Consider the following 24,710-nt stretch of genomic DNA (forward strand, 5'->3'; position numbering starts at 1 on the left):
GCAACAACTCGTTGCAAGGATGTTTACCCCAAACCTGATTTATTCAACAAAGCCCTTTCGATCAAGCAAACTCCCCTCCGTATCATAATAACGACTCGGCCATATTTCGGCGGGATGTACCCCAAGTGCGCCTGCAACCAGCCATTCGCCTTTAGGCCAAGGGCGCGTTAATACATTTGCCAGCGTTGACGAACTCAAACCTACAGAACGTGAAAGCGCAGCCATTGAGGTACTTTTCTTATGCAAGGCAGCAATGATATCCGCTTTGTGCCAATCCTTTTTCATCTAACCTCCTAACAGTTCATCATTAAAGGAACATGCACCACCAATACTACGTTATTCGTAGTATCTAGCTCAAGAAAAAACTACGATTCTCGTAGTCATGATGACAAGACAAAATTACCATGACATTTTCTGCCAACGGCTAAAACAGGCTCGCCTGGCAAAAGGCTTATCGCAAAAAAAACTCGGCATAGTTGCTGGTATCGATGAATTCGTCGCTAGCACGCGCATCAATCGCTATGAGAAAGGTGTTCATGAAGCAAGCATTGAGACTGCACAGCAGTTAGCAGAAGCACTAGACGTACCGCTTGCCTACTTCTATACAGAGAACGATGAGTTAGCCGAAATGATGTTGGCGTTTTTGGGATTATCACCAGAGAAAAGGGCGGAAGTTTTGGCGTTGGTGAAAAATGAGAGAAACACATGACAGGCTGTTAAGTGTTATCCCTGAACTCTGCTTTAGATTTTGTTACCGCACCGCAAACCTCACCTAAACTGTCTCTATCCGATCCTAATAAGGACAAACCTTCTATAAATTGTCCTTATTGGCTTGAATTTTGTCCTTATCTCTACTACGTTTAGAGACACCGACTACTATTCTGTCCTTATAAAAATGAGCAAAGACAATCGTATACAGCAAGAAAAAACATCAATTTTGAAAGCAATGCTTCAGTTCGATGAAGCAAAAAGTCTAGGCGAAATTGAAGAATTATTATTATTTTCAATAAATAAGAAAACACTACAGCGCCGACTTAAAGAGCTGTACGGCGACGGGCAGATCGTGACGGTAGGGGAAAAACGCAATACTAAATATTATGCAAATAAGGACAACTTATCTTCATTGCGTGTCCTTAAGTCATTAGATAAGGACACTATCGATAACAACATAAGGACAATACGTGCAGATGAGGACAATCACCCCATCTTTTCCAAAGAGGCTATCTCACAGCTCGCCTATTTAGATACGCCTTCGTATGCACGTAAAAAATCCAGCTATCAATTTGATATTTTGGATAATTATTTACCCAACGTAACTCAGTACCTGCCGAATCAGATACAAACGACGCTGGCGAAAATGGGGAAACGATTTGATGACAAACTGGCAGCAGGGACTTATGCGAGGAATATTAGTCAACGTCTACTCATTGATTTGTCCTATAACTCTAGTCGACTAGAAGGTAATACCTACTCCAAGCTTGATACACAAAAACTCATAGAACAGGGGCTGACAGCCGATGGTAAAGTTCATGAAGAAACCATCATGATCATGAACCACAAAGAAGCGATTGAATTTTTAATTGAAAATGCCGAAGAGATAATAATTAATCCCTTCACAATCAGAAATATTCACGCCCTGCTTTCGCAAGATTTACTCGCCAATCCCAACGCATGCGGTAACATCAGGCAGATAGAAGTCTCTATTGGAAAATCGGCCTATTTTCCGCTAAACAACCCCCATCAACTCGAAGAATACTTCTCTCTATTGCTACGCAAAGCAGAACAAATCCACGACCCATTTGAACAGAGCTTTTTCTTATTCATTCATTTATCGTATCTACAAGCCTTTGAAGACGTAAACAAGCGAACCTCTCGATTATCCTGCAATATCCCTTTTATTAAGCACAATTTTTGCCCGTTAAGTTTTATTGATGTACCGCAAGAGGATTACTTTAAAGCATTGCTGTACTTCTATGAAACCAATGAGCTCCTGCCCGCTTTGGAGCTGTTTAAATGGGCCTATACGAGATCTTGCGAACAATATGATGTAGTAAAAGAGTCGATTGGCGAAATTGATATTTATCGCATACAACATCGTGTGGCACGAAAAGTGGCGATGGGGAGTATTATCCGGGAAAATCTTAATGAACAGCTTGCAGAACAATATCTTGAGAAATATTGTGCAGAAAATGACATTCCTTCTGCCGATAAATTTATTGCCATGACACTCAGTGATTTAGCTCAACTTCATGTTGGCTCAATCGTTGGACTTGGCATTACAGAAAAAATGTTTATTGAGTGGAAAAAATAATTGAATAAACGGAAGATTCGCAGCGAATCGATAGGAGTTACTCGTCAGGACAGAAACGTAATAGTGGCGAGCGGCAAAACAGTATCCAAAGATCACCAAAATACCAAGTTAGACGCCGAATTTGCTCTCATCATGCAGCGCCACGGCCATACCATCGAAGCACTGCATGACCGATGATAAGTGCAACAAAATAGGACTGTATTCCTACAATCCCCCCAAAAATGGGAATATAGTCCCACCATCGCAGTACAAATCGATCCACCAAATCACCAGCACCATCTCAGGAACATATTCACCCGCAACAAAACAGGGAAAAACCGTCATGCGTTACCTCGTCCTCCCGCTCATCCTTCTTGCATTAACTGGCTGTCAGGCGCTCACCACCTTCGATAAATATGCCACGCTGCGGCTTTATGAAGTGTATGAAGCCAAGAACCTTTCCGCGTGTGAGTACAAGCCGCAGTTTCGCGACTGTACCGTGGAAAAGCGTTCTTTTAACGTCAGAATTACGGACGATAAGAGCAAAATTGCGTTAGTGGTAGGAAAGCGTTATGCCTATTTCGGCTTCACGCGTGATGATTTTTCCCGCCAGACTCAGCCACTGCGTGATTTCCTGATTTGGGCAAACGATCCGAACGCGCAGGATAAACAGATCAAGCAGCGACGTAAGGCCGGAAACGTAGGCGGAACGCTGTTTTACAACACCGAGGTGGAATATCAGTTCGATTATCTGCATACGCGTGCGGATGTTCCGCTGCTCGTCGTTAAACCTCATCAAACGGCTAATTCTTATGGCCTGACCATCGAGGAAGTGAAAAACCTGCTGTCGGTGATGGATGCCTGGTATGCCGGTACGTTTTCCGGGAAGCAGCTGACCTAAGGTCGATGGAAACGGCCAGACAAATCACGTCTGGCCGAGAGAGGAATTAAAATTGCTGCATTCTGGAAGCAAACTGGCCGCAGTTTTTCAGCATCAAATCTTTGACGGGTCGGCGGTCGTAGTAGCCTTTCTCCGTCTTAAATACTTCGTAAACTTCAATGTGTCGTGGCGAATATGATTCGACAAGTTTGCCGGTGACGTAATAGTAATTCCCGACGACGGGTTTAAACGTTACGGTGCTAAATCCGCCATTCGCCGCAATCATTCTGACCGCAATATTGTGTTGCGCACTAACCCAGAATTCACGAATCATCGTTGGCGTTTCGGGAATAGCCGGGAAGCCGAGTGTTTTATTATTGAGTTTAGTTTGGAACCCTATCGCATTATTGGTGTAGCCATTTTCTGGCGCATCAAGATTAATACATCGGTCGGTCGTCGGATAAACGCGAATATAGTCGAGGTTACGATTATCGAACGTGATACCCACGCGGTCAGCTCCCTGATAATCCTCCAGTTTATGACTATAGGTTGCTACCGAGCATCCGCTGAGTAATGCCGCACTTATCCCAATCAGAATAATTTTCCCAAACATAACCCTCCCTTACCTTTATAAAATCAGAACTTCCTGATTATTTTATGCCGTTTTTTATTCGAAAATTTATCCTTTATTACCTCACTTTAAACACTATTAATAAACGAGGCAACATGGCAATTTCTCTCTATTACACCGCTCGACGCAAAAAATCCCTGAGCCCACAAGAGATATCTGCCGTGAAGGAGATCGTTCAGCGCCATTCCGTTAATGAGCAAATTGAGAACTATCTGACAACCGGAGAAGGTTTAAACTGGGAATCCTTTGATTTCGCTCTCAACGTGAAAACCGGTAACGTCTTCAGAAAAGGAATCGTGCTCTCCGGTTCGACCAAACTTCCCGATAACGACGAGGAAGCCACCTGGGTTGGCGTTCAGCATTGGTGCCAGTGTTTATCCGAAATACGTGCCGCTCTGACGCACTGCGAATGGTACGTCGCGGTCGACGATCATGTGATTCCGTGGAGCCATGAAATAAATGCCTACGATCCCACACGCTAAAACCAGTGCTCGCGTCACGGGCTGAAGAGAGGGCGATAAACGAATGTGGCTTCTGGTTCTTGGTCAAAGCCCCCGCAGGCGTCGTGTGGATCACGCCCGAGGGGCAAGAGAGTTGGACTTAACGTAAGCGGCTCACTCGACCTTCTTATTCACCGCCCTCTGGCTTTCCGCCATTCGCTCAGTTGCCGTCTTGCTGCCACTCACCGTCGCATCAGCCGCTTCAGGAGTCATCGAACTCGCGTACAGGCGGCCTTCCTCGATAAAATCTTCATCGATGCCTTCAATATTCTCCTGATTATCACGTCCGGAGAGGATGTTCCAGCAGGCGATGAATAACGCCGCAATCAACGGACCAATCACAAAACCGTTGATACCGTAGATTTCCATACCGCCCAGCGTGGCGATCAGAATCAGGTAATCCGGCATTTTGGTGTCTTTCCCTACCAACAGCGGACGCAAAATGTTATCCACTAGCCCAATCACCAACACGAAGAATGCGACGATGAAGATGGCCTGCCAGAGCATATTCGTTGCAAAGAGATAGATCGCGGCGGGAACCCAGATAATCGCCGAGCCAACGGCAGGGATTAACGACAAGAACGCCATCAGAGAGCCCCACAGCAGGCTGCCCTCGATTCCTGCAATGGAGAATGCAATCCCCCCCAGCGTCCCCTGTACAACCGCCACAACCACGGTACCTTTCACGGTCGCCCGGGATACCGCGGCAAACTTCACCAGTAAATGGTGCTTAACATGGGTGGATAGCGGTAGCGATTCCAGAATCAGATTCACCAGATAGGAACCATCTTTCAAGAGGAAGAAAAGCAGGTAGAGCATCACCCCGAAACCCACGAAGAAGGTGAATGTTCCTTTACCGATCAGCAGCACGCTTCCTGCCAGATATTGCCCGCCTTTCAGCGCAACCTGAGACAGTTCTTGCTGTATTTTGGCAGCGTTATCCAGACCGTGTTCCGCCAGGAAATGTCGCGCCCATCTCGGCAGATGCTGAAATAGCTCTGCCAGCACAACCGGAAATCGCGTGTTACTGTCCTGTAATCGTGTATAAACCTCATTAATTTCAACTACCAAGGAGGACGCAATCACCCCCAATGGAATGAAGACGATCAGGAAGATGATCAGGACAGTCAGCAGCGAGGCAACACCGTTGCGATCGTTTAATTTTTGCCGAATTTTGCTTTTTAGCGGATGAAAGATGACGGCCAACACCGCCGCCCACAAGATGGCGGAATAATACGGCGCCAGTATGTCAAAAAACGCCAGCGTAACGACAAATAAGATAAGGATGAAGAATCCCTTCGTAAGGCCTTTAATATTCACAACGATTTCCCCTTCGTTCAATCTGCTCTCGAAATATAGAACGAAGTGGGGCGTTTGCAATATAGGAAAAAACGCCTGATTCTGAGGAAGTGGCTACATAAGCGCCTCATGCATTGCGATAAAGTCATTTTTTAGCTGGCTATACACGGCGGCATCATTGTCACATGCCCGTGCAGCGGCACGTTTTATTGCCGCATATTCCGCACATACAGAAGGGTTCGCCCGCAGATAATCACGAAAAGCCAGATGCCGCTGAATAGGCTCGTCACCCACCACAAAAGCGTGCAGATGCTGAGTACGCACATCGCCGCCTTTGGTGTAGTAACGACGCCCCGCTATCCCATTTTCGCCGCGGGGGCGATAGCCCAAATCGACCATGACATGATCGAGTCGGTCCAAATCGGATAACGAAACCACTTCCAGCAGCATATCAATCACTGGTTTGGCGGTTAGCCCCGGCACGGCTGTGCTGCCGATATGGTGAATTCTCACCGCAACGTCACCGAGCGCCTGCGCTATCGCACGTGCCGCCGTTGCATAATTCGTCGCCCAGTGTGGATCGTAATCCACCACGGTAATTGTTCGCCCCCCCATGTCCTTATCCCTCAACGCGGTCTTATCACGTAAAGGTTAACAACGTTCAAGGGAAGGTTCAAAAACCATCAGACGGCGAGTGACTCTCACCGCGCGATGTGTGCTTACAGGCCATCCAGTCGCTGCTGAGTGGCCTGCACCAGCGAGTCAGTGGTGATATCGGCAATGGCTTTAGCCCCCGTGAGCGTCATCGCCACACGCATCTCTTTTTCAATCAGGTTCAGCAGGTTAACCACGCCCGCTTCGCCCGCCGCCGCTAACGCGTAGACAAACGCGCGCCCGAGCATGACGCTGTCCGCCCCCAGCGCAATCATGCGCACCACGTCCAGCCCGGTACGAATACCAGAATCCGCCAGAATGGTGATGTCGCCTTTCACCGCATCGGCGATAGCAGGCAGCGCATGTGCCGTCGATAGCACGCCGTCCAACTGGCGACCGCCGTGGTTGGAAACCACGATGCCGTCTGCGCCAAACCTGACCGCTTCTTTGGCATCTTCCGGGTCAAGAATGCCTTTGATGATCATCGGCCCTTTCCACATCTCGCGGATCCACGCCAAATCCTGCCAGGAAATAGAGGAATCGAAATTCTCCGCCAGCCAGCCGATATAGTTTTCCAGCGTCGTCGGCGTGCCGCGATAGGCAGAAACGTTGCCCAGATCGTGCGGTTTACCGTTCAGGCCAACATCCCATGCCCACTGTGGATGCACCATCGCCTGCAAAACACGGCGTATCGCCGCATTCGGGCCGCTCATACCAGAGTGCGCATCGCGATAGCGCGCGCCCGGCGTCGGCATATCCACGGTAAATACCAGCGTCTTGACCCCTGCCGCCTGCGCGCGCTCCAGCACGTTGCGCATAAAGCCGCGGTCTTTTAACACGTAGAGCTGGAACCATAGCGGCCGATTAATGGCGGGAGCCACTTCCTCAATCGGGCAGACAGAGACGGTAGACAGCGTAAAGGGAATGCCCTTCTGTGCCGCGGCACGGGCAGCCTGAACCTCGCCGCGTCGGGCGTACATACCGGTCAGGCCAACGGGCGCCAGCACCACCGGCATTGCCAGTTTTTCGCCGAACAGCTGTGTTTCCAGGCTAAGGTCGGAAACATTTTTCAGGATACGCTGACGCAGCGCGATATCCGCCAGATCGGCGGTATTACGCCTAAGCGTGTGCTCGCCATACGCACCGCCATCGGCGTAGTGGAAAAGAAACGGCGGCAGCTTACGCTGCGCCGCCGCCCGGTAGTCCGTTGAAGCAGAGATGATCATCGTCCTTTCCCATCCTTCTTCTTGTTGGTGTCATTCTTGCGGTCAGTAATGACCGTTACTGGAGCTACTTTTAGTGAAATTATGCTGTTCACGTAAGCCCGTTTTTAGGGGAAACACAGGGGGAGGTTCCCGCAGGGACACCTCACCCTTGTGGTCGCCCCGTGTATCTCGATGCTTAAACGATCGGCATTACCTTTGGTGAAATTGCCTGTTAGTGAAATTGAAGGTACGCGACATGCGTTTGCAGGTATTCCTGCAAGCCGTGTTTACCGTCCGCCCCACCTACACCGGATTTACGCCAGCCCGCATGGAAGCCCTGCATCGCCTCGAAGTTCTCACGGTTGATGTAGGTTTCACCAAACTTCAGCCCTTTCAGCGCCTTCATCGCGGTGTTGATGTTTTGAGTATAGATCGATGACGTCAGGCCGTATTCGCTGTCGTTCGCCATCGTAATCGCCTCTTCCAGCGTGTCGAAGGTCGCGACGGGCAGCACCGGACCAAACACCTCTTCGTGCATGATCGGCATCTCCTGTTTCACGTCCACCAGCAGCGTGGGCGGGTAGAAATAGCCCGTACCGCTTTCGCGCTTGCCACCGAGCAGCACTTTCGCGCCCTGCAATACCGCTTTTGCGACTTTGTCTTCCACACGCTGTAACGCCGCCGCGCTGATCAGCGGCCCCATATCCAGCGCTTTTTTCTCCGCCGTGTTGCCGAAAGTCACCTGCTCCATCGCGGCTTTAATACGCGCGATAAACTCGTCGTAAATGCCTTTCTGCACGTAAACACGCTCAGCACAGTTACACACCTGCCCGCTGTTGATGACGCGAGAACTGACAATCGCTTTCACGGCCAGATCGAGATCGGCATCGTCCATCACGATGGCTGGCGCTTTACCACCCAGCTCCAGCGATACTTTGGTGACGTTCTGCGCCGCCGCCGTCATGGTGGCGATCCCCGCCGCCACGCTGCCAGTCAGGCTGACCATCCCCACTTTCGGGTTTGCGGCCAGCTCTTGCCCGACCGTCGGGCCGTATCCGGTAACAAAATTGATAACGCCTTTCGGCAGGCCAATGTTGTGAATGATTTCGGCGAAAATCACCGCGTTATTGGGGGTGATTTCGCTCGGTTTGATGACGATGGTATTGCCGGTAATCAGCGCGGGCGCCGCTTTACGCGCAATCAGGAAGAAAGGAAAGTTCCACGGTAGAATCCCGGTCGTGACGCCAATCGCTTTGCGGAAGACGAAGATGTTTTCATTCGGGCGGTCACTCTGAATGATTTCCCCTTCATAACGGCGCGCCCACTCCGCCATATAATCTAGGTAGTCAGCGGTGAACAGCACTTCCGTCTGTGCCAGCCCGTGCGTTTTACCGCCTTCGGCAATAATGGTGTCGGTCAGTTCGGCTTCGCGCTCGCGGATACCGTCGGCGATCTTGTGAAGCCAGACGCCGCGCTCAACCGCAGGCAGCGCTTCCCAGCCCGGCTGTGCGGCTTCTGCCGCGTCTATCGCTCGCTTTGCATCATCAGCGGAGCCTTCCGGGATCTGCGAAATAACCTGCTCTGTGGCCGGGTTCACTACATCAATCCACTTCCCGCTGCTGTTTTCAACAAACTCACCGTTGATGTACATACGTTTCTGGGTAGGGCTCATGTCAGGCGTCTCCAAAGTAGGGTAAGGGAATACCACGCATAAACGAATTGTTAATAAAACACGTCTTTTTTGTGAAGTTTTGCCATGCTGCACGATCTACGCCGCATTTACCTTTTCATGGCTGCCATCTCAGTCTAGCAAGTGGCAAAAAAGTCATGCTGAGCACGCCTGACGTAACACTTTTGCAAAGTATTGGGGGAACGCGGGGGAATAACCACAGAGTGGAAAAAGAGGCAATGACAGACGCCGCATCCAACCACGACGCCTGTCTATGAAGCAGGAAATATTACCGTTCTTCGATTTTCACGATCTCTTCCTTCACTTTCCACTTGCCACCCACCAGCTCACCCTGGAAAAAGGTGGGGCGTCAGATCTAAGTGCAGCCTCAGCCCAGTCCGTACCCAGCAGCAAAAATACCACCAGTAAGGAGGCCAACATTTGCCCCAGCACATAACTGAGCACGACGACCAGCATAAAGACAATGGGTAAGGCCAAATCGATCGTGATGTCATTCCTGATGGCGCTTATCGTCAGGCAACGGAGCCCGTGGAGCAATAGCCTTTACCGCCTCTCGGCTGCGCAGAAACATCCATCCGGTCATTCCCGCCAGCATCGCCCCGGTCACCAGATCGATGAACAGGTGGCGGCGCAGTTGCAGAATGGAAAAAGCAATCGCGCCCCCCCACAGAAGATAAAAGCCGGTTTTCACCTTGTGCTGGCGATCGCTCATTGCCCACACCGCCAGCACCGTGAGCGCAATATGCAGTGACGGCAGGCAATTTTGTGGCGAGTCGATGCGTTGCAAAAGCTGTAGCAGGTGGGCGGATAGATCGTCGCTAATAACCTGTGGATACACCATCGTGGTCGGAAAAATCAGATACACCGCGCCTGCGATCAACGCGGTAAGCTGCGTTGCCCGACGTAGCCCTGCCAGACGCGCGATCGGGCAGGATAAATAAGACAGCGGAATAATGATGAAAAAGGAGAGATACAGCCAGATAGCCGAGGCGCTAAAGAGAACCCATTCATCAACGAATGACGTCGGCAGCACCGTACCCGGCCGCTGAAACTGTGCACTCAGTTGATACACCACGCCGACCGTTCCCCAGCCGAAGAGCAGCGCTTTCAGCCGTAATAACGTCGCGGCTTGAGGAAATCGCCTCATACCTCCTCCTTCAAGCGGGTAATCCGTCTGCGCTTTTGCGTAAACTCTGGCGAAATCTCACTGGCGGCGAGATGCCACCGTAGCCGCGATGTATCAATCCCCTGTAGCGCAAACTGCTGCGACAAACTGTCCCGACAGGCTTCCAGCGCTGGCAGGCTGCACGCGGCGGATAAATGCAGCGTCGTTTCACCCTGCTGAACTAGCCGATAGTCCGCATGCAGCGGCAGCGCATTGGCGATAATCCGGCTACAGAGATCCGCAAACACGGTCTGAGACTCGCCGTTACTGCCTGGCAAGCGTAGGCTGTCGTCACTGCGCCCTTCAATGCGAGCAATCGCCATCGTCACTCGACCACACGCACAGGGCGTTTTTTGCTTCATCAACACATCGTCCAACCGATAGCGCACAATCGGCTGCGTGCTGCGGGTAAAATCGGTAATGATGGGCGTAAAGCGTGTGTCATCCAGCCACTGCGGCTCAATGTGAACAAACTCCTCGTTGAGGTGCAGCGTGCCGTGTTCGCAGGTCGAGGCCAGAAAGCCTTCTGTCGCCTGATATACTTCCCCGACTTGCCCGAAAACCTGCTGCAACAATTGCTTATCCTGCGGTTCCAGCACCTCGGCCACGGAAATCACCTTTTTGACCGACAGGCATAGTTCACCGCGCTGTACCGCTAGCGCCAGTTCGCGCAGCACCTGTGCGGGAGCGACGATAATGGACGGTGACCACGCTTCCAGCCGCGCAACATGTTCGGAAAACGGCGCAAAGAGATCATAAAACGACAGGCTGAGCCAGCGGTTATCGACGCTGTGGTACAGATTGTTATCCGCCCGCAGGAACAGCGCCACCCGCTCACCAGCGCGCAAACCATCCGGCAGCATTTTAGCCAGCATTCCCCCCGCCCACACCTGCTGTTCACGCGGGCTGACAACAAACAGCCCACGCTGCCCGGAGGTGCCGGAAGACAGCCCGACGCTAAACCCATTCACATTCGGCGTGAAGTCACGATCCTCCTCACTGCGGCGTGCGCAGGCGAGCAGTTCATCCCGCTTCAGCCCGACGGTGTTCATCCGATCGAATTCGGCCATCATCACGGCTTTATCCATCGTGGGCCAGGCGCTAATCGGCAGTCGGCAATAAGGGCGAAAATAGGGGCTATGCGCCAGCACCCGCCGCGCAAAGCGAGAAAGCTGGCGCTGTTGGTGGCGCTCAAGCGCCTGACGGGTGGTAAAGGTGAGGCGTCTGGCGCGGAAATAGTGCCAGATCGTCATCAGCGGAATCATAGGTCTCCCTCATGGCACAGCCGAATCTCGACCTGCCCGTTCAGGTGCAACTGGTGCAGTTGATCCAGCGTGTGGTAATAGGCTTGTGGATCGTCCATGACCAGATTCGCCAACCGCGACGGCCCGCGACCTTCGCGATAGCTGTGCGGTGACCAGGCGGCATCGCTTGCCAGCAATACCCAACCGCTTTCGGTCAGCACAAACGCACCAAGGTGTCCGGCGGCATGGCCGGGCAGCGGCACCAGCACGATGTCTTTAGCGCTACCCGGCAGCACATAACCTTGCGTAAACGGTGCCAGATCGGCAGGCAGCTCGGTGAGCGGGAAGCTCTCAACAAACTGGAGCGCCTGCTCAAATTGTTCAGGGATCAGCGCAGGGACAAACGCCCGCTTCAAAGCCGCGAAACCACGCAGGTTTCGCGTCTCCTGCCAGCCCAGCGCCGAACAGATAAACGGCACGGAAGGGAAATCCCGCAGCCCCGCGATATGGTCGCCGTGAAAATGGGAGATGATCAGGCCGTCGATATCGGCAGGCTGAATGCCCTGCGCGTGTAGCTGATGAATCAGCGCGTCTTTCGTTTCAAAATGCACTGGCGTCATTCTACGGTACAGTTGGAACAGACCGGAACGCGTGGCGTCGGTGAAATGCTGGGCATAGCCAGTATCCCACAGCCAACGCTTACCTTGACTTTCCAGCATCCAGACCCGCGCTGGAAAACGGCATACTTTCCATCCCGCACCGCGCAGCGCCATGCAGCCTGGATGCAGGCAGTATCCTACTTCAAACGTCGAAATATTAGCCATGTCCGTCAGTGCTCCACTGCGCAAGGTGTGTTTTGAACCAGCGACCCGTTAACGCGATGCCCTGCTGAAGGGAAAAACGCGGCTGATAGCCCAGCTCGCGCTGCGCTTTCTCTGCACTGAGCGTCATATCGAAATTCACCGCCCCCGCGCTGTAGCGCGTCAGCAGCGGCTCTTTTCGACTAAACCACGAAAACAGCTCCATTCCGCCCGCGATAGCGTGCAGCAGCGGATACGGCACCGCCCTGACGCGATAATGCATCGCTAATTGACCGACCAGCAGTTGCTCGAGCATATCTGCAAGGCGTGCAGGTTCATGATTGGTGATGTTGTACGCCGAGCCAGACACTAACCCCGTTCGCTGGCTGGCAAGCGCCATCGCCTCCACCACATTGCCGACAAAGGTCAGATCCAGCAGCGCCTTACCGCCGCGAGGAAGACGCAGTACACCGCCGCCCACCGCGATCTGCTCCAGAACTCGCGGCAGAATCACGCGGTCATGCGGGCCAAACAGGCCGCGCGGACGCAGAATCACGTAGGTCGTTTGCGGGTAGCGTGGCACTAGCGCCTGAAGGCGTTCTTCCGCCAGAAATTTGGTCTGCGCATAGTGATTAGCAAAACGCACCGCGCGGTAGCTTTCATCAATATTCAGGTGGTGTTGATAATCAAAATAAATCGCGGGCGTGGAGATGTGCACAAAGCTCAGGATACCCAACTGACCGGCGGCCTCCGCCAGCCGTGCCGTTACCTCAGTATTGTTCTGATAAAAATCATCATATTGACCCCACGGTGAGGATTTCGCGGCACAGTGCCAAACGACATCACTGTCGGTCATCAGTAATCGACACTGCTCGACCGAGGCTTCGACCAAATCAAGACAGACGAACTGCGCGCCCAATGCTTCAAGCTGCTGCCCCACCGTGCGATCGCGCCCACAGGCCAGCACCTGATGTCCGGCCTGAAGCAGCCATTCCACCGCGTTACGCCCCAACCCGCTGGTCGCGCCCGTGACGAAGACTCTCATGGAATTAATACCATGCCGCCCAGCGTCAGCCCTGCTGCCGTACCGACCAGTATCGCGGGTTCCCCTTCAGGCAGGCGTTGCGTCACGATGGCATGATGCAGCGCCGTCGGAATCGACGCCGCCACCTGATTACCGTGGTAGCGATAAATATCAATCAGCTTTTCCGTCGGGATCGCCAGCCGTTTACGCATGTGTTCCAGCGACAGGTGACTGGCCTGATGCGGAATCACCGCCGCCATCTGATCCAGCGAATAACCGCTGGCCTCAAGCAGCCGTTGCAGATAGCCCTCAATCAAGGCAGAAGCCTGCCTGAATAGCCGTTTCCCCTGCATATGGAACAGAAAATCATGCAGTTCCATCCCTGCCCGCGGGTTACGCAAGGTGCCGCCTGCGCGAATCTGGCACAGTTCGCTGCCCTTCGGATACGTTTCCAGCAAACACGCCGCAATGCCGCTGCGGCCATCACCGCGTTCAACAATGGCGCACGCGGCGCCATCGCCAAAAATCAGCGACGATTCTTCGTCATCCCAGTCAATACCACGCGAAGCGAGTTCGGTAGAGACAATGGCGATGCGACGATAGGCAACCGTATTTAACAGCCCAGCCGCCACCTGAAGCGCGGAAATAAAGCTGACGCAACTGCTGTTAATATCAAAACAGGCCGTCCCTTTCGGCAAAGACGAGGCTTTTAATAAATGACTGGCGCTATAAGGCAGCGCCTGAATGGGAATCGCAGAAGCAAACAGCAGCAGGTCAATGGATGCCGGTGGAATAACGCCTCGCGTCAGCGCGTCATTCAACGCCGCCACACCGAGTTCGGCCTGGCTGGCATGGTTATCCGCATGGTGTCGATAGATAATACCGGAACGGCTTTCGACATAACCGGCGGGTTTATTGAGCCGTACATCTAATTCAGCCGAGGTCAACTGCTGCGCGGGAAGCGCGCTGCCGGTAGCAATAATCTTTATTGGAACCAATCCCTTAGTGAAGGTATGACCTTGTATTTTCAATATCAATCCTTTCCATATTCATTATCGTTTTACCCGCGCACGATAAGACTATCGTGCGCGGTATTTATTCATTCTGTTGATAAGAATAACTAAATCACCACGAATTGAAATCTTAAGCTGTGCGATCGTGCTATTCCATCCAGATACTTTTTCGCTATTCTCTGTTCATTCACGATGCTTAATTACGCCAGAAGTTATACTTATGTCATTATTTATTAAATCTGTTATTGGTGCACTGATCGCATTACTCATCAGCGTACTGGCGAAAAGCCGAAACTATTATATTGCCGGGCTGGTGCCGCTATTCCCCACGTTCGCGCTGATCGCACATTATATCGTTGGCACTGAGCGCGGGCTGGAAGCGCTGCGCGCCACCATCCTATTTGGCATCTGGTCCGTAATTCCTTATTTGGTCTATCTCATCTCACTTTACTACTTTACCGCGTGGATGAAGTTGCCACAGGCATTGCTCGCGGCTGTCGTATGCTGGAGTGTATCAGCGGCACTGCTGATCAAGGTCTGGACGTGGTATCAGGGGAATTAGCTTCTGACTTCTTTATTAGGGTAGCGCAATGACAAAAACAACATACCCCGGCACGGTTTCTCGCCCCATTCTTTCCGAGCAGGAAGCGAGTCGCTTTACGCTATCGCACTATTTTACGCCGCCTGAGCACGATAACCATGCTGACACCGACGTCTGGCAACCCGCGCCGATTATGGTCAATCCAGTGACACCGTGGGTTGTTGGGCCACAGGTCGGGGTAAATGGTGCAACACACGCTCATGTTCAGCAGGCGGTCAATGCCGCGCTGCGGGCACAGCAAGGTCAGGAGCGTATTGCGATTAAACTGTTACCGGGCACCTACACCGGCACGGTCTACATTCCCGCCGATGCACCGCCGCTAACACTCTTCGGGGCAGGCGATCAACCGAATGACGTGGTGATTCAACTTGCGCTGGATTCTATGGTTTCACCGGCAACCTATCGGGAAACGGTAAATTCTAACGGTGAATATCAGCCCGGCGATCCCGCCTGGTACATGTATGATCTTTGTGCGTCAAAGCAGAACGCGACGATTGATACCATTTGTTCCGCCGTAGTGTGGTCGCAGAGCGACAATTTCCAGATGAAGAACCTGACGGTGGTGAATACCCTGCTGGATTCGGTAGATGGTCGTGCACATCAGGCCGTCGCACTACGCACCGACGGCGACAAGGTACAGCTTGAAAGGGTGCACCTCATTGGTCGTCAGGATACATTTTTCGTCAATACCAGCAATCTCCGCAATGAATACGTCACAGATCGCTACAGCCGTGCCTACATTAAAGATAGCTACATCGAGGGTGATGTTGATTACGTTTTTGGGCGCGCAACTGCGGTATTCGAGCGTGTCCACTTTCATACGGTTTCAAGCCGTGGAGGGAAAGATATTCATGTCTTTGCGCCTGATAGCATGCCGTGGGTGCAATACGGTTTTCTGGCGGTGAAGTGCCGCTTTACGGGGGATGAAGGTTTCAGCAGAGAAAGAAAAGCCAGATTAGGCCGAGCCTGGGATCAGGGGGCAAGGCAAACAGGATACCAACCGGGGCAGACGGCAAACGGCCAGTTAGTCATTCGCGACAGCATAATTGACGCCAGCTATGACAGAGTACAACCATGGGGAGCGGCGGCAACCACTGCACGGCCTTTTATGGGTAATAGGAACTCAGCCCGCAATCTCGACGATATACATTTTAATAGGCTGTGGGAATACAACAATATCGATGAAGCGTGATAGGTCACGAAGAGAGAGCATAATGTGAAAGGTGAATGCGGCTTGTGAAAACAAGACACAGGATATCCATTCCCAGTAACCGATACCTCATGGGCCTGTAAAATGACACAGGCCATTAGAGAAGATTACTTTTATTATACTATTGATAAATATTGCTTAATTGGCATTCCCTGATGTTAGCCAATCATCACGCTTATCCTGAGCGGTGTGTATTTCTTTTGTTTTACGCCCCAATACGATTACTGGATTGTACGTTTTTTCACTTACGCACAACAATTAGACTTAGGTACAGGTGTAGGTATATACTTTTTCCATTACAAGGATGTTGATTCTTCAGACTGAGGTCATGAAATGTCGCCATTATTTAACGATAGTGAAATAATAAGCAAAGTAATTAAAAAGCACTTCAGTAAAAATCTGGATCACTACGACGGCGTAAAATTCTCATTTATGGTTCTCAATAAGAAGAACCCTTCTCAAATGATCATCATTTCCAGCTACCCCGACGAATGGGTTGCACTCTACAAAGAAAATAACTATCAGCATATTGACCCTGTGGTTCTTGCATCATTCAATAAGATTTCTCCTTTTTCTTGGGAGAAAAGTCTGGTTATTAACACACGATTGCAGCTTGCAAAGATATTTGACCTCTCCAAGAAATATAATATTATCAATGGGTACACTTTTGTACTTCACGATCATGGTGATAATCTCGCTATGCTATCAATTATCGTGGATAGCTCATATCCAGATGATGTCGAAGCATTCATTGAAGAGAGGAAAGATACTTTTCAGATGCTATTAATTGATGCATATGAAAAAATCATCTCCCTTTGCAGAGAGATGATTGAAAGTAAAAAACAATTAAATAATAAAGAAATCTTTTCCCAACGAGAAAACGAGATTCTTTACTGGGCCAGTATGGGGAAAACCTATCTGGAAGTTGCAATTATCCTTGGTATAAAAACTAGCACGGTAAAATTTCATATCGGCAATGTTGTGAAAAAACTTGGAGTCCTAAATGCCAAGCATGCCATAAGGCTCGGCGTTGAGTTACAGCTCATTAGGCCCGTGCAATAGCAGCAGGAACCCGTAGAGGCCATTGCTTCAATTCATTGTTCATAAATGCACCACTGCGATTAATACGGCGAGCTAAAGCTTCCTGATTCTCATCATCAACGGGAAGAAAAACTAAATACACTCTTTCCTGCTTTTCTGATAAACCTTGCTCGACTACGCTAATTCCCCAGCCAGAACGCTTTAATATCGTCAGCATAGGATGACTTACTATCGTATATATTCCATCATAGCCTTTATGTCTTGAATAATTAATCATTGAAAGAAAAAGCATCGAACTAATTGGATATTCATTACCAAGAATATCTTTTGCACGAGACTTATCCACAAAAAACCGACTAGATTCCAGATAGTTCCCTTCAGGTATATTTATCTCCTTGAAGTAATGAAAGAATGTTCCAGTAATCATGTTAGGGTATCTTGTTTCAATAAATCGCAGACTGCAAATAACCGTGTTATCTTTGATACCAAAAAGATAAGTCGTATTATTATTATCATACTGATCAAATTCCATTCCATCAGTACATTGCACCGCCCAATCCAGTCGATCTTTAAACGTCTCTTTTCTGAGGGTAAATAGCTCTTCTGATTTCGTTTCTGACAGCAAGGCGTGATTTACATCAAATATCTCTAGCATTTTTCCTCCATTGAAAAGTTAATACATAACCTCATGACACTTCATCCCACATATCCTTCGCCTTCAGATTATTATCCAGGCGGATTATTTACAGGTATTCTGTCCCTTTCCACGATGGTTGTACAGATGCAACCTGCATTGTCAGCAAGAGTTCATATACGAAAAAACACCGCGAGAAGGTAAAACATAAACAGATGATAAACAGATAAAAAAAATCCGGAAACGCGAGACGATTCCGGATTTTTATCTTACTTAATCTCCGCGTTATTTCTCTGTTTTATCCTGCAGTTGGCCTACCTGCGGCAGACCCGTGCTGGCAGAGGAAGAGAGCAAGCCCGTTTCAACATAGTTAAACAGTTTTTCACGGGTGTCCGTAATATCCAGATTACGCATGGTCAGTTGGCCGATACGGTCATCCGGCGAGAAGACCGAGTCGCCTTTCTCCATGGTCAGACGCTCTGGTTTATAGGTCAGGTTGTCAGACACGGTGTTCATGATGGAGTAATCATTGCCACGACGCAGCTCCAGCGTTACTTCGCCAGTAATGGCGCTGGCGATCCAACGCTGAGAAGCATCACGCAGCATCAGCGCCTGAGAATCAAACCAGCGTCCCTGATACAAGAAGCGCCCCAGCTGACGACCATTGGCGTGGTATTGCTCGATGGTGTCTTCGTTGTGGATACCGGTAACCAGACGCTCGTAGGCAATGTGCAACAGTGCCATTCCCGGCGCTTCATAGATGCCACGGCTTTTCGCTTCAATGATACGGTTTTCGATCTGATCGCTCATACCCAGACCGTGGCGTCCACCGATACGGTTTGCTTCCAGCATCAGTTCAACATCATCGGCAAAGGTCTTGCCGTTCAGCGCAACCGGATGACCACGTTCAAAACGGATAGTCACTTCTTCGGCCGGAACCTTGACGTTCTCATCCCAGAATTTCACGCCCATAATCGGGTTGACGATTTTGACGCTGGAATTCAGGAATTCCAGATCCTTCGCTTCGTGCGTTGCACCCAGAATGTTGGAATCGGTGGAATAGGCTTTCTCGGCCGACATTTTATAGCCGAAGCCTGCCTGCGCCATAAACTCGGACATCTCCTGACGGCCACCCAGCTCATCAATGAAGTCGGTATCCAGCCACGGCTTATAAATCTTCAGTTCAGCGTTGGTCAGCAGGCCGTAACGATAGAAACGCTCAATATCGTTGCCTTTATAGGTGCTGCCGTCACCCCAGATGTTTACGCCATCTTCTTTCATCGCCGCAACCAGCATCGTACCAGTAACGGCGCGGCCCAGCGGCGTGGTGTTGAAGTAGGTCACGCCCGCCGTCGTGTTGTGGAATGCGCCACACTGAATCGCAGCGATACCTTCAGCAACCAGTTGCTTACGGCAATCGATAAGGCGAGCATTTTCCGCGCCATATTCCATAGCCCGACGAGGGATTTCCTCGTAGTCATCCTCATCTGGCTGCCCCAGATTTGCGGTATATGCATAAGGAACCGCGCCCTTTTGCCGCATCCAAAGCAGCGCGGCGCTGGTATCCAGACCACCCGAGAACGCAATACCAATACGCTGACCAACCGGAAGATGCTTGAGAATCGTTGTCATAAATATATCCCTGCTCGAAAGATCTATGGATAGAAGCCTCGCAGCCCACACCATTATGTTACGCCATGCATTAATGAGCGTTTGGGCCCTGTACACATCCTACATCAGACGGGCCGGTCGATAATCAAAATCGACGCACTCACAAATGCATATTTATGCAAAATAAGTGAGTGATAATTTAAACATCTTTTTGGCGGGACAGGAAGAGAAGAGTCATGCTTTCGTGTAAAAAAATTCGTGGCCGATTCACGACCAAGTTAGCAAGTATAGCGCCATCTTCTCTTCAGGCTAAGCAGCAAAAATCATTTACGCGACCCACTCAACATTAATAAAACATCGTTTCATTTTATCGATATTTCTTTGCTATCCTCTTGCGGTTAACACTTTCCCTTGCATATTGCTGGAGATGCTATGTCTAAGAAAGTCGCCGTTCTGCTGGCCCCAGGGTTTGAAGAAGCGGAAGCGATCATGGTGATTGATGTACTGCACCGCATGAAGATAGAAGTCACCATGCTGTCATGCTATGACAGACTGGAACTGCGCAGTTATCACAATATTCGCATGTTTGCCGATTCTCTGCTGGAAAGAAACCAGGACACGCTGTTTGATGCCGTGGTCATTCCCGGCGGCCCACAAGGTACGGTAAACCTGGCCGCCAACCCGATGGTCGTCGAGTTTATCCGTCACCATGACGAGGCGGGAAAACTGATTTGCCCGCTGTGCTCTGCGGCTGCACGCGTATTAGGCGGTAACAACCTGCTAAAAGGCCGTCGCTACGTTTGCTCCGGCAATTTATGGCAGGACGTGACCGATGGTGTTTATGTTGACGAGAAAGTCGTGGAAGACGGCAATCTGATCAGCGGTAAAGGATTGGGCGTGACGTTCGATTTTGCCTTTACCATCGCTAGCCGTCTGACCGGAGACAAAGAGAACGCCAACTTCCAGGTTAAGCACATCGATTACGATTACTGGCGCGTGCCAGCGTAACCACTCATCCGCCTAATAATAAGGCGCGCACCGCCGCGCCTTCCTGCATGACCTTCTTCTGTGAATAGCCTTAATAACCGAATGGGCTTAATAACCTTCTCCATAACGTTCGCGGTACTCCTTCGGCGTAATGTCATACCCTTTCTTAAAGACGGCATAAAAGTAAGGCAGCGAAGGGTAGCCGCACATTAACGAGATCTCGCCGATCGAGAGCGAGGTCGATATCAGCAAGTTACGCGCCCGATCCAGCTTCTCCGTGTGAATCACACCGTGAATCGTCTGACCCACTTCATCTTTGAAGCGCTTTTCCAGATTCGATCGGGAAATCCCTACCGCATCCAGCACCTGCTCGACCTTAATCCCTTTGCAGGCGTGATAGCGGATAAAGTGCATCGCCTGAATAACCGCGGGATCGTGCACAGAGCGATAATCCGTTGAGCGACGTTCTACCACTCGAACGGGTGGCACCAAAATACGTTGCAACGGTAAATCGACCTGATTCAACAGCAGTTGATGCAGCAACTTCGCTGCGCGATATCCCATTTGGCGCGTGCCCTGCGCCACCGACGAGAGCGCGACGCGTGAAAGGTAGCGAATCAGATCTTCGTTATCGATCCCGATCACGCACAGCTTCTCCGGTACGGCAATATTCAGGTGTTCGCAGACCTGCAACAGATGGCGCGCGCGCGAATCCGTCACCGCGATAATCCCCGTCTGCGGCGGCAGCCCCTGCACCCAGTCGGCCAGCCGATTTTGCGCGTATTGCCAGTTATCCGGTGACGTTTCCATCCCCTGATACACCACGCCCTGATACTTTTCTGCCGCAACCAACTGCCGAAACGCGTATTCCCGCTCCTGCGCCCAACCTTTCCCGCCCGATGCCGGCAGGCCATAAAAAGCAAAGCGGTGAAGCCCTTTCTCTTTGAGGTGCATAAACGCGCTTTCCACCAGTGCATAATTATCTGTCGCAATATAATGCACAGGTGGGTAACCCTCAGGCCGATGGTAGGAACCGCCAACGCCCACCAGCGGCACATTCACATCCTGTAGTAGCTGCTTGATCTCGCCATCGTCAAAATCGGCAATCACGCCGTCTCCCAGCCACTCTCTGATGTTATCAATGCGGCAACGGAAGTCCTCTTCGATGAAGATGTCCCAGTCACACTGAGAAGCCTGTAAATATTCGCCAACCCCTTCAACCACCTGACGGTCATACACTTTGTTGGCATTGAACAGCAGCGTGATGCGATAGCGTTTTTCAAACATGGCAGTCGGCACTCATTAATCGCAAGTTCCTTGAATCAAGTCTGCTTCTTTGAATAGCACAGCGCCCCCAGAGGCCAAAATAATTTGCTGATTATTGCGAGCCGCCACGTATTTCCTCCACCACCCTCGCATCACGTCACACACGCCGCTTTGTTGCCGTATCCATCCACACCGCCAATAGCAGGATTCCGCCTTTTACGACGTATTGCCAGAACGTCGGCACATCCAGCATGCTCATTCCGTTATCCAGCGACGCCATGATAAATGCCCCCATCACCGCGCCCGCCACACTGCCAATACCGCCCGCCAGACTGGTGCCGCCAATCACACAGGCGGCAATCGCATCCAGCTCGGCAATGTTCCCGGCGGATGGCGACCCGGCCCCTAGCCGCGAGCTGAGAATCAGCCCGGCGACCGCGACCATCAGCCCATTAATCGCGAACACAGCCATTTTGGTACGTTCGACATTTACGCCCGATAAGCGGGCAGCATCAATATTTCCCCCCACGGCATAGATACGACGGCCAAATGCGGTTCGCGTCGCCAGAAAAATACCGCCCAGCATCAACAGCGTCAGCACCAGAACCGGTGTTGGCACACCGCGATAATCATTCAGCAGATAAATCGCGCCCAACACCACCAGTGCTGTCACGGTCTGGCGGCTAATATCGCCTGCGGGAGGGTTTATCGGTAACCCTAATCGCGCACGGCTACTGCGCCGACGCCACTGGCAGGTAATAAACACCATCAACCCAATGGCGCCGAACATAAAACCGATGCCGGAAGGCAGATAACTTTGACCAATCTGCGACATCGCTTCGCTGGTCGGGGAAACCGTTGTCCCATTGGTAATGCCGATCAGGATACCGCGAAAAGCCAGCATCCCCGCCAGCGTCACGATGAAAGAAGGGACTTTCCGATAGGCGACCCACCAGCCATTCCACGCGCCAAGCAGCAATCCCAGCGCGAGTGTCACAACGATGGTCAACGGTAAAGGCCAGCCAAACCAGACATCAAAAATAGCCGCTGCACCGCCCAATAACCCCATCATCGAACCAACCGACAGATCGATCTCGGCGGAGATAATGACAAACACCATACCAACCGCCAGAATGCCAGTGATCGCCGTTTGCCTCAGAAGGTTGGAGAGATTCCGCGCGCTGAGATACGCCCCGTCGGTCATATAGGTGAAAAAGAGCATGATGGCGATGATGGCCACAATCATCACGTAGACCTGAAGGTTGATGCTTTTCAACCGTTGCAGCATCGAGGCAGAGCCAGCGAGATGTTGTTGTTCAGACTGCGATGTTTTCAGCACAATGTTCACTCCTCAATGCGGCTTCCATAACCTGTTCCTGGGTTAAATCACAATTGATCAAATCCGCTTTGATCCGCCCCTGATGCATCACCAACACCCGATCGCTCAACCCCAGCACTTCGGGCAATTCAGAAGAAATGACAATGACGGCAATGTGCTGTTTTACCAGTGCATTAATAAGTTTGTAGATTTCATATTTGGCACCGATATCGATACCGCGCGTCGGTTCATCGAGAATCAGAATACGGGGATTCAGCAGCAGACATTTCGCCAGCACCGCTTTTTGCTGGTTACCGCCGCTCAGCCTGGCGATCGCCAGTTCCGGGCTGGAGGTTTTCACTTTCAGGTTCGCCAGCGACTGTCGGATGATGTCCTGCTCACGGGCATCGTCCAGCATGGAAAACGCCCCTGTGAATCGATCAAGTGCCGCCAGCGTCATGTTCTGTGCCACGCTCATCACCGGGACGATACCATCCTTCTTACGATCCTCTGGCACCATCGCAATGCCCCGCGCCATCGCCTGCTGGCAGTTGCTGATAGACACCTGCTCGCCATCAATAAATACGTCGCCCTGCCAGCGGCCGTGATAGGCACCAAACAGGCATTGCACCATTTCCGTACGTCCTGACCCCACCAGTCCGGCAATACCGAGAAGTTCACCTCGGTGAAGAGCAAACGAGACATCATCCACCCGGCGAATGTGGCGATTGACGGGGTGCCAGGCGGTAAGGTGTTCTACGCGCAGCACTTCTTCACCAATGACATGAGGCTCATTGGGATAAAGCTCCGTCAGCTCTCGCCCCACCATCATGGCAATAATCTGATCTTCGCTCAGCTCAGCCGCTGGCCGTGTACCAATATGTTTCCCATCACGAATCACGCAAATCACATCGGAAATGGCCTTAACTTCGTTAAGCTTGTGCGAGATATAGATGCAGGAAATACCGTGAGCGCGCAGATCCTGAATGATCTCCAGCAGGATGGCGGTTTCCCGTTCGGTCAATGAGGCCGTTGGTTCATCCAGCACCAACAAACGCACCTGCTTATTCAGCGCCTTGGCAATTTCCACCAGTTGTTGCTGGCCTAACCCAAGTTCACCCACTTTGGTATCTGGGTCGACGGCCAGCTTAACCTGCTCCAGCATGCGCTGGCAGCGAAGGTACATATTGTCGTAATCCATTACGCCAAAACGCGACCACTCGTTGCCCAAAAAGAGGTTCTCCAGCACCGTCATTTCCTTCACCAGCGTCAGTTCCTGATGAATAATCGCAATGCCTTTTTGCTCCGTATCGCGAATATGATTGGCGCGCAGTTCGTCACCGGAAAAAACGATCTGCCCGTCATAGCTGCCGTACGGGTAGATGGCACACAGCACCTTCATTAAGGTGGATTTGCCAGAGCCATTCTCGCCACATAACGACAAGACCTGACTCGCTTCCAGCGTCAGGCTAACGTTATCGACGGCTTTCACCGCGCCAAACGCTTTGGTGATGTTTTTCATTTCCAACAGATATGGCATTGCGGCCTCCGTGATTCAGGTGTCTCAGACCTCTCCTGCGACAATGGCGAGTCACAACCTCGTGTCATGGCTCGGTACACCTCTTTCCTGCATCCTGAAATTTAGTG

General features: G+C 51.2%; 25 protein-coding genes and 1 pseudogene. 10 read left to right on the top strand and 16 right to left on the bottom strand.

Annotated elements, in window-relative coordinates; translation table 11 throughout:
* Nucleotides 1-39: 39 nt before the first annotated feature.
* On the bottom strand, nt 40-285 hold the full coding sequence (locus ACKQAD_RS08230; protein WP_409159711.1) for a helix-turn-helix domain-containing protein: 246 nt from the start codon (nt 283-285) through the stop codon (nt 40-42).
* 97 nt (nt 286-382) lie between these two features.
* Between ACKQAD_RS08230 and ACKQAD_RS08235 the strand changes: the two genes are divergently transcribed.
* The 4 genes and pseudogenes from ACKQAD_RS08235 (at nt 383) to ACKQAD_RS08250 (ending at nt 3,191) form a co-directional block, all read left to right on the top strand.
* Nucleotides 383-709, top strand: a complete 327-nt coding sequence (locus tag ACKQAD_RS08235) for a helix-turn-helix domain-containing protein (RefSeq protein WP_409159712.1) — start codon at nt 383-385, stop codon at nt 707-709.
* 186 nt (nt 710-895) lie between these two features.
* Entirely contained in the window at nt 896-2,311 is a 1,416-nt protein-coding gene (locus tag ACKQAD_RS08240; RefSeq protein WP_409159713.1) for a Fic family protein, read from the top strand.
* A 96-nt stretch (nt 2,312-2,407) separates the two neighbouring features.
* Nucleotides 2,408-2,488, top strand: a pseudogene (locus ACKQAD_RS08245) (type II toxin-antitoxin system prevent-host-death family antitoxin); the annotation flags it as partial.
* A 145-nt stretch (nt 2,489-2,633) separates the two neighbouring features.
* On the top strand, nt 2,634-3,191 hold the full coding sequence (locus ACKQAD_RS08250; protein WP_409159714.1) for a hypothetical protein: 558 nt from the start codon (nt 2,634-2,636) through the stop codon (nt 3,189-3,191).
* A gap of 46 nt (nt 3,192-3,237) precedes the next feature.
* Here the strand turns inward: ACKQAD_RS08250 and ACKQAD_RS08255 are convergent, their stop codons facing one another.
* Nucleotides 3,238-3,783, bottom strand: coding sequence for a hypothetical protein (locus tag ACKQAD_RS08255; RefSeq protein WP_409159715.1), 546 nt, complete (start codon nt 3,781-3,783; stop codon nt 3,238-3,240).
* Nucleotides 3,784-3,896: 113 nt separating this feature from the next.
* On the opposite strand from ACKQAD_RS08255, the gene ACKQAD_RS08260 reads away from it, so the two are divergent.
* A complete protein-coding gene (locus ACKQAD_RS08260; protein ID WP_409159716.1) occupies nt 3,897-4,283 on the top strand; it encodes a hypothetical protein in 387 nt (128 codons plus the stop codon).
* Nucleotides 4,284-4,288: 5 nt separating this feature from the next.
* Nucleotides 4,289-4,405, top strand: coding sequence for a DUF596 domain-containing protein (locus tag ACKQAD_RS08265; RefSeq protein WP_409159717.1), 117 nt, complete (start codon nt 4,289-4,291; stop codon nt 4,403-4,405).
* Nucleotides 4,406-4,415: 10 nt separating this feature from the next.
* Here ACKQAD_RS08265 and ACKQAD_RS08270 read toward each other — a convergent pair whose 3' ends face one another.
* From ACKQAD_RS08270 to ACKQAD_RS08310, 9 genes are all read right to left on the bottom strand, one after another.
* Nucleotides 4,416-5,621, bottom strand: a complete 1,206-nt coding sequence (locus ACKQAD_RS08270; RefSeq protein WP_409159718.1) for an AI-2E family transporter — start codon at nt 5,619-5,621, stop codon at nt 4,416-4,418.
* A 93-nt stretch (nt 5,622-5,714) separates the two neighbouring features.
* A complete protein-coding gene (locus tag ACKQAD_RS08275; protein WP_409159719.1) occupies nt 5,715-6,215 on the bottom strand; it encodes a GrpB family protein in 501 nt (166 codons plus the stop codon).
* A gap of 104 nt (nt 6,216-6,319) precedes the next feature.
* Complete coding sequence (lldD, locus tag ACKQAD_RS08280; protein WP_409159720.1) at nt 6,320-7,480, bottom strand: FMN-dependent L-lactate dehydrogenase LldD; 1,161 nt, start codon at nt 7,478-7,480, stop codon at nt 6,320-6,322.
* Between the two features lie 211 nt (nt 7,481-7,691).
* Nucleotides 7,692-9,131, bottom strand: a complete 1,440-nt coding sequence (gene aldA / locus ACKQAD_RS08285) for an aldehyde dehydrogenase (protein WP_409159721.1) — start codon at nt 9,129-9,131, stop codon at nt 7,692-7,694.
* A gap of 508 nt (nt 9,132-9,639) precedes the next feature.
* Entirely contained in the window at nt 9,640-10,296 is a 657-nt protein-coding gene (locus ACKQAD_RS08290) for a phosphatase PAP2 family protein (RefSeq protein WP_409159722.1), read from the bottom strand.
* Nucleotides 10,293-11,579: a F390 synthetase-related protein gene (locus ACKQAD_RS08295; RefSeq protein ID WP_409159723.1), complete on the bottom strand. Its 1,287-nt coding sequence runs from the start codon at nt 11,577-11,579 to the stop codon at nt 10,293-10,295. Before ACKQAD_RS08295 ends, ACKQAD_RS08290 begins: the two co-directional genes overlap by 4 nt.
* Nucleotides 11,576-12,382 carry an MBL fold metallo-hydrolase gene (locus tag ACKQAD_RS08300; RefSeq protein ID WP_409159724.1) on the bottom strand — a complete coding sequence of 269 codons (807 nt, stop codon included), beginning with the start codon at nt 12,380-12,382 and terminating at the stop codon, nt 11,576-11,578. Before ACKQAD_RS08300 ends, ACKQAD_RS08295 begins: the two co-directional genes overlap by 4 nt.
* A complete protein-coding gene (locus ACKQAD_RS08305; protein WP_409159725.1) occupies nt 12,375-13,403 on the bottom strand; it encodes an NAD-dependent epimerase/dehydratase family protein in 1,029 nt (342 codons plus the stop codon). Before ACKQAD_RS08305 ends, ACKQAD_RS08300 begins: the two co-directional genes overlap by 8 nt.
* Nucleotides 13,400-14,413 (bottom strand): 3-oxoacyl-[acyl-carrier-protein] synthase III C-terminal domain-containing protein, encoded by a 1,014-nt coding sequence (locus ACKQAD_RS08310; protein ID WP_409159726.1) that lies wholly within the window; start codon nt 14,411-14,413, stop codon nt 13,400-13,402. Before ACKQAD_RS08310 ends, ACKQAD_RS08305 begins: the two co-directional genes overlap by 4 nt.
* Before the next feature lie 202 nt (nt 14,414-14,615).
* On the opposite strand from ACKQAD_RS08310, the gene ACKQAD_RS08315 reads away from it, so the two are divergent.
* The 3 genes from ACKQAD_RS08315 (at nt 14,616) to ACKQAD_RS08325 (ending at nt 17,268) form a co-directional block, all read left to right on the top strand.
* Nucleotides 14,616-14,957, top strand: coding sequence for a GlpM family protein (locus ACKQAD_RS08315; RefSeq protein ID WP_409159727.1), 342 nt, complete (start codon nt 14,616-14,618; stop codon nt 14,955-14,957).
* 28 nt (nt 14,958-14,985) lie between these two features.
* Nucleotides 14,986-16,188, top strand: coding sequence for a pectinesterase PemB (pemB, locus tag ACKQAD_RS08320; protein WP_409159728.1), 1,203 nt, complete (start codon nt 14,986-14,988; stop codon nt 16,186-16,188).
* Between the two features lie 351 nt (nt 16,189-16,539).
* Nucleotides 16,540-17,268, top strand: a complete 729-nt coding sequence (locus tag ACKQAD_RS08325) for a helix-turn-helix transcriptional regulator (RefSeq protein ID WP_409159729.1) — start codon at nt 16,540-16,542, stop codon at nt 17,266-17,268.
* On the opposite strand, the gene carI is transcribed toward ACKQAD_RS08325, so the two are convergent.
* Together carI and argG are read right to left on the bottom strand one after the other, a co-directional pair.
* Nucleotides 17,252-17,902, bottom strand: coding sequence for an acyl-homoserine-lactone synthase CarI (gene carI / locus ACKQAD_RS08330; protein ID WP_409159730.1), 651 nt, complete (start codon nt 17,900-17,902; stop codon nt 17,252-17,254). The genes ACKQAD_RS08325 and carI overlap by 17 nt on opposite strands.
* 264 nt (nt 17,903-18,166) lie before the next feature.
* A complete protein-coding gene (gene argG / locus ACKQAD_RS08335) occupies nt 18,167-19,513 on the bottom strand; it encodes an argininosuccinate synthase (RefSeq protein WP_271875128.1) in 1,347 nt (448 codons plus the stop codon).
* A gap of 411 nt (nt 19,514-19,924) precedes the next feature.
* Here argG and ACKQAD_RS08340 point away from each other — a divergent pair, with 411 nt between their 5' ends.
* Complete coding sequence (locus tag ACKQAD_RS08340; protein WP_409159731.1) at nt 19,925-20,500, top strand: DJ-1/PfpI family protein; 576 nt, start codon at nt 19,925-19,927, stop codon at nt 20,498-20,500.
* 87 nt (nt 20,501-20,587) lie between these two features.
* Here ACKQAD_RS08340 and xylR read toward each other — a convergent pair whose 3' ends face one another.
* From xylR to ACKQAD_RS08355, 3 genes are all read right to left on the bottom strand, one after another.
* Entirely contained in the window at nt 20,588-21,766 is a 1,179-nt protein-coding gene (gene xylR, locus ACKQAD_RS08345) for a D-xylose utilization transcriptional activator XylR (protein WP_409159732.1), read from the bottom strand.
* Nucleotides 21,767-21,902: 136 nt separating this feature from the next.
* On the bottom strand, nt 21,903-23,033 hold the full coding sequence (xylH, locus tag ACKQAD_RS08350) for a xylose ABC transporter permease XylH (RefSeq protein ID WP_409159811.1): 1,131 nt from the start codon (nt 23,031-23,033) through the stop codon (nt 21,903-21,905).
* A 28-nt stretch (nt 23,034-23,061) separates the two neighbouring features.
* Nucleotides 23,062-24,603, bottom strand: a complete 1,542-nt coding sequence (locus ACKQAD_RS08355; protein ID WP_409159733.1) for a xylose ABC transporter ATP-binding protein — start codon at nt 24,601-24,603, stop codon at nt 23,062-23,064.
* Nucleotides 24,604-24,710 lie beyond the last annotated feature (107 nt).

This window comes from Pectobacterium artocarpous (assembly GCF_046159765.1).
Lineage (GTDB): Bacteria > Pseudomonadota > Gammaproteobacteria > Enterobacterales > Enterobacteriaceae > Pectobacterium.

Bases quoted from the DNA above. Each gene is read 5' to 3' on its own strand.
- ACKQAD_RS08230 (WP_409159711.1), bottom strand. From the start codon at position 285: ATGAAAAAGGATTGGCACAAAGCGGATATCATTGCTGCCTTGCATAAG.
- ACKQAD_RS08235 (WP_409159712.1), top strand. From the start codon at position 383: ATGATGACAAGACAAAATTACCATGACATTTTCTGCCAACGGCTAAAA.
- ACKQAD_RS08240 (WP_409159713.1), top strand. From the start codon at position 896: ATGAGCAAAGACAATCGTATACAGCAAGAAAAAACATCAATTTTGAAA.
- ACKQAD_RS08250 (WP_409159714.1), top strand. From the start codon at position 2,634: ATGCGTTACCTCGTCCTCCCGCTCATCCTTCTTGCATTAACTGGCTGT.
- ACKQAD_RS08255 (WP_409159715.1), bottom strand. From the start codon at position 3,783: ATGTTTGGGAAAATTATTCTGATTGGGATAAGTGCGGCATTACTCAGC.
- ACKQAD_RS08260 (WP_409159716.1), top strand. From the start codon at position 3,897: ATGGCAATTTCTCTCTATTACACCGCTCGACGCAAAAAATCCCTGAGC.
- ACKQAD_RS08275 (WP_409159719.1), bottom strand. From the start codon at position 6,215: ATGGGGGGGCGAACAATTACCGTGGTGGATTACGATCCACACTGGGCG.
- lldD (WP_409159720.1), bottom strand. From the start codon at position 7,480: ATGATCATCTCTGCTTCAACGGACTACCGGGCGGCGGCGCAGCGTAAG.
- aldA (WP_409159721.1), bottom strand. From the start codon at position 9,131: ATGAGCCCTACCCAGAAACGTATGTACATCAACGGTGAGTTTGTTGAA.
- ACKQAD_RS08290 (WP_409159722.1), bottom strand. From the start codon at position 10,296: ATGAGGCGATTTCCTCAAGCCGCGACGTTATTACGGCTGAAAGCGCTG.
- ACKQAD_RS08295 (WP_409159723.1), bottom strand. From the start codon at position 11,579: ATGATTCCGCTGATGACGATCTGGCACTATTTCCGCGCCAGACGCCTC.
- ACKQAD_RS08300 (WP_409159724.1), bottom strand. From the start codon at position 12,382: ATGGCTAATATTTCGACGTTTGAAGTAGGATACTGCCTGCATCCAGGC.
- ACKQAD_RS08305 (WP_409159725.1), bottom strand. From the start codon at position 13,403: ATGAGAGTCTTCGTCACGGGCGCGACCAGCGGGTTGGGGCGTAACGCG.
- ACKQAD_RS08315 (WP_409159727.1), top strand. From the start codon at position 14,616: ATGTCATTATTTATTAAATCTGTTATTGGTGCACTGATCGCATTACTC.
- pemB (WP_409159728.1), top strand. From the start codon at position 14,986: ATGACAAAAACAACATACCCCGGCACGGTTTCTCGCCCCATTCTTTCC.
- ACKQAD_RS08325 (WP_409159729.1), top strand. From the start codon at position 16,540: ATGTCGCCATTATTTAACGATAGTGAAATAATAAGCAAAGTAATTAAA.
- carI (WP_409159730.1), bottom strand. From the start codon at position 17,902: ATGCTAGAGATATTTGATGTAAATCACGCCTTGCTGTCAGAAACGAAA.
- argG (WP_271875128.1), bottom strand. From the start codon at position 19,513: ATGACAACGATTCTCAAGCATCTTCCGGTTGGTCAGCGTATTGGTATT.
- ACKQAD_RS08340 (WP_409159731.1), top strand. From the start codon at position 19,925: ATGTCTAAGAAAGTCGCCGTTCTGCTGGCCCCAGGGTTTGAAGAAGCG.
- xylR (WP_409159732.1), bottom strand. From the start codon at position 21,766: ATGTTTGAAAAACGCTATCGCATCACGCTGCTGTTCAATGCCAACAAA.
- xylH (WP_409159811.1), bottom strand. From the start codon at position 23,033: ATGCTGCAACGGTTGAAAAGCATCAACCTTCAGGTCTACGTGATGATT.
- ACKQAD_RS08355 (WP_409159733.1), bottom strand. From the start codon at position 24,603: ATGCCATATCTGTTGGAAATGAAAAACATCACCAAAGCGTTTGGCGCG.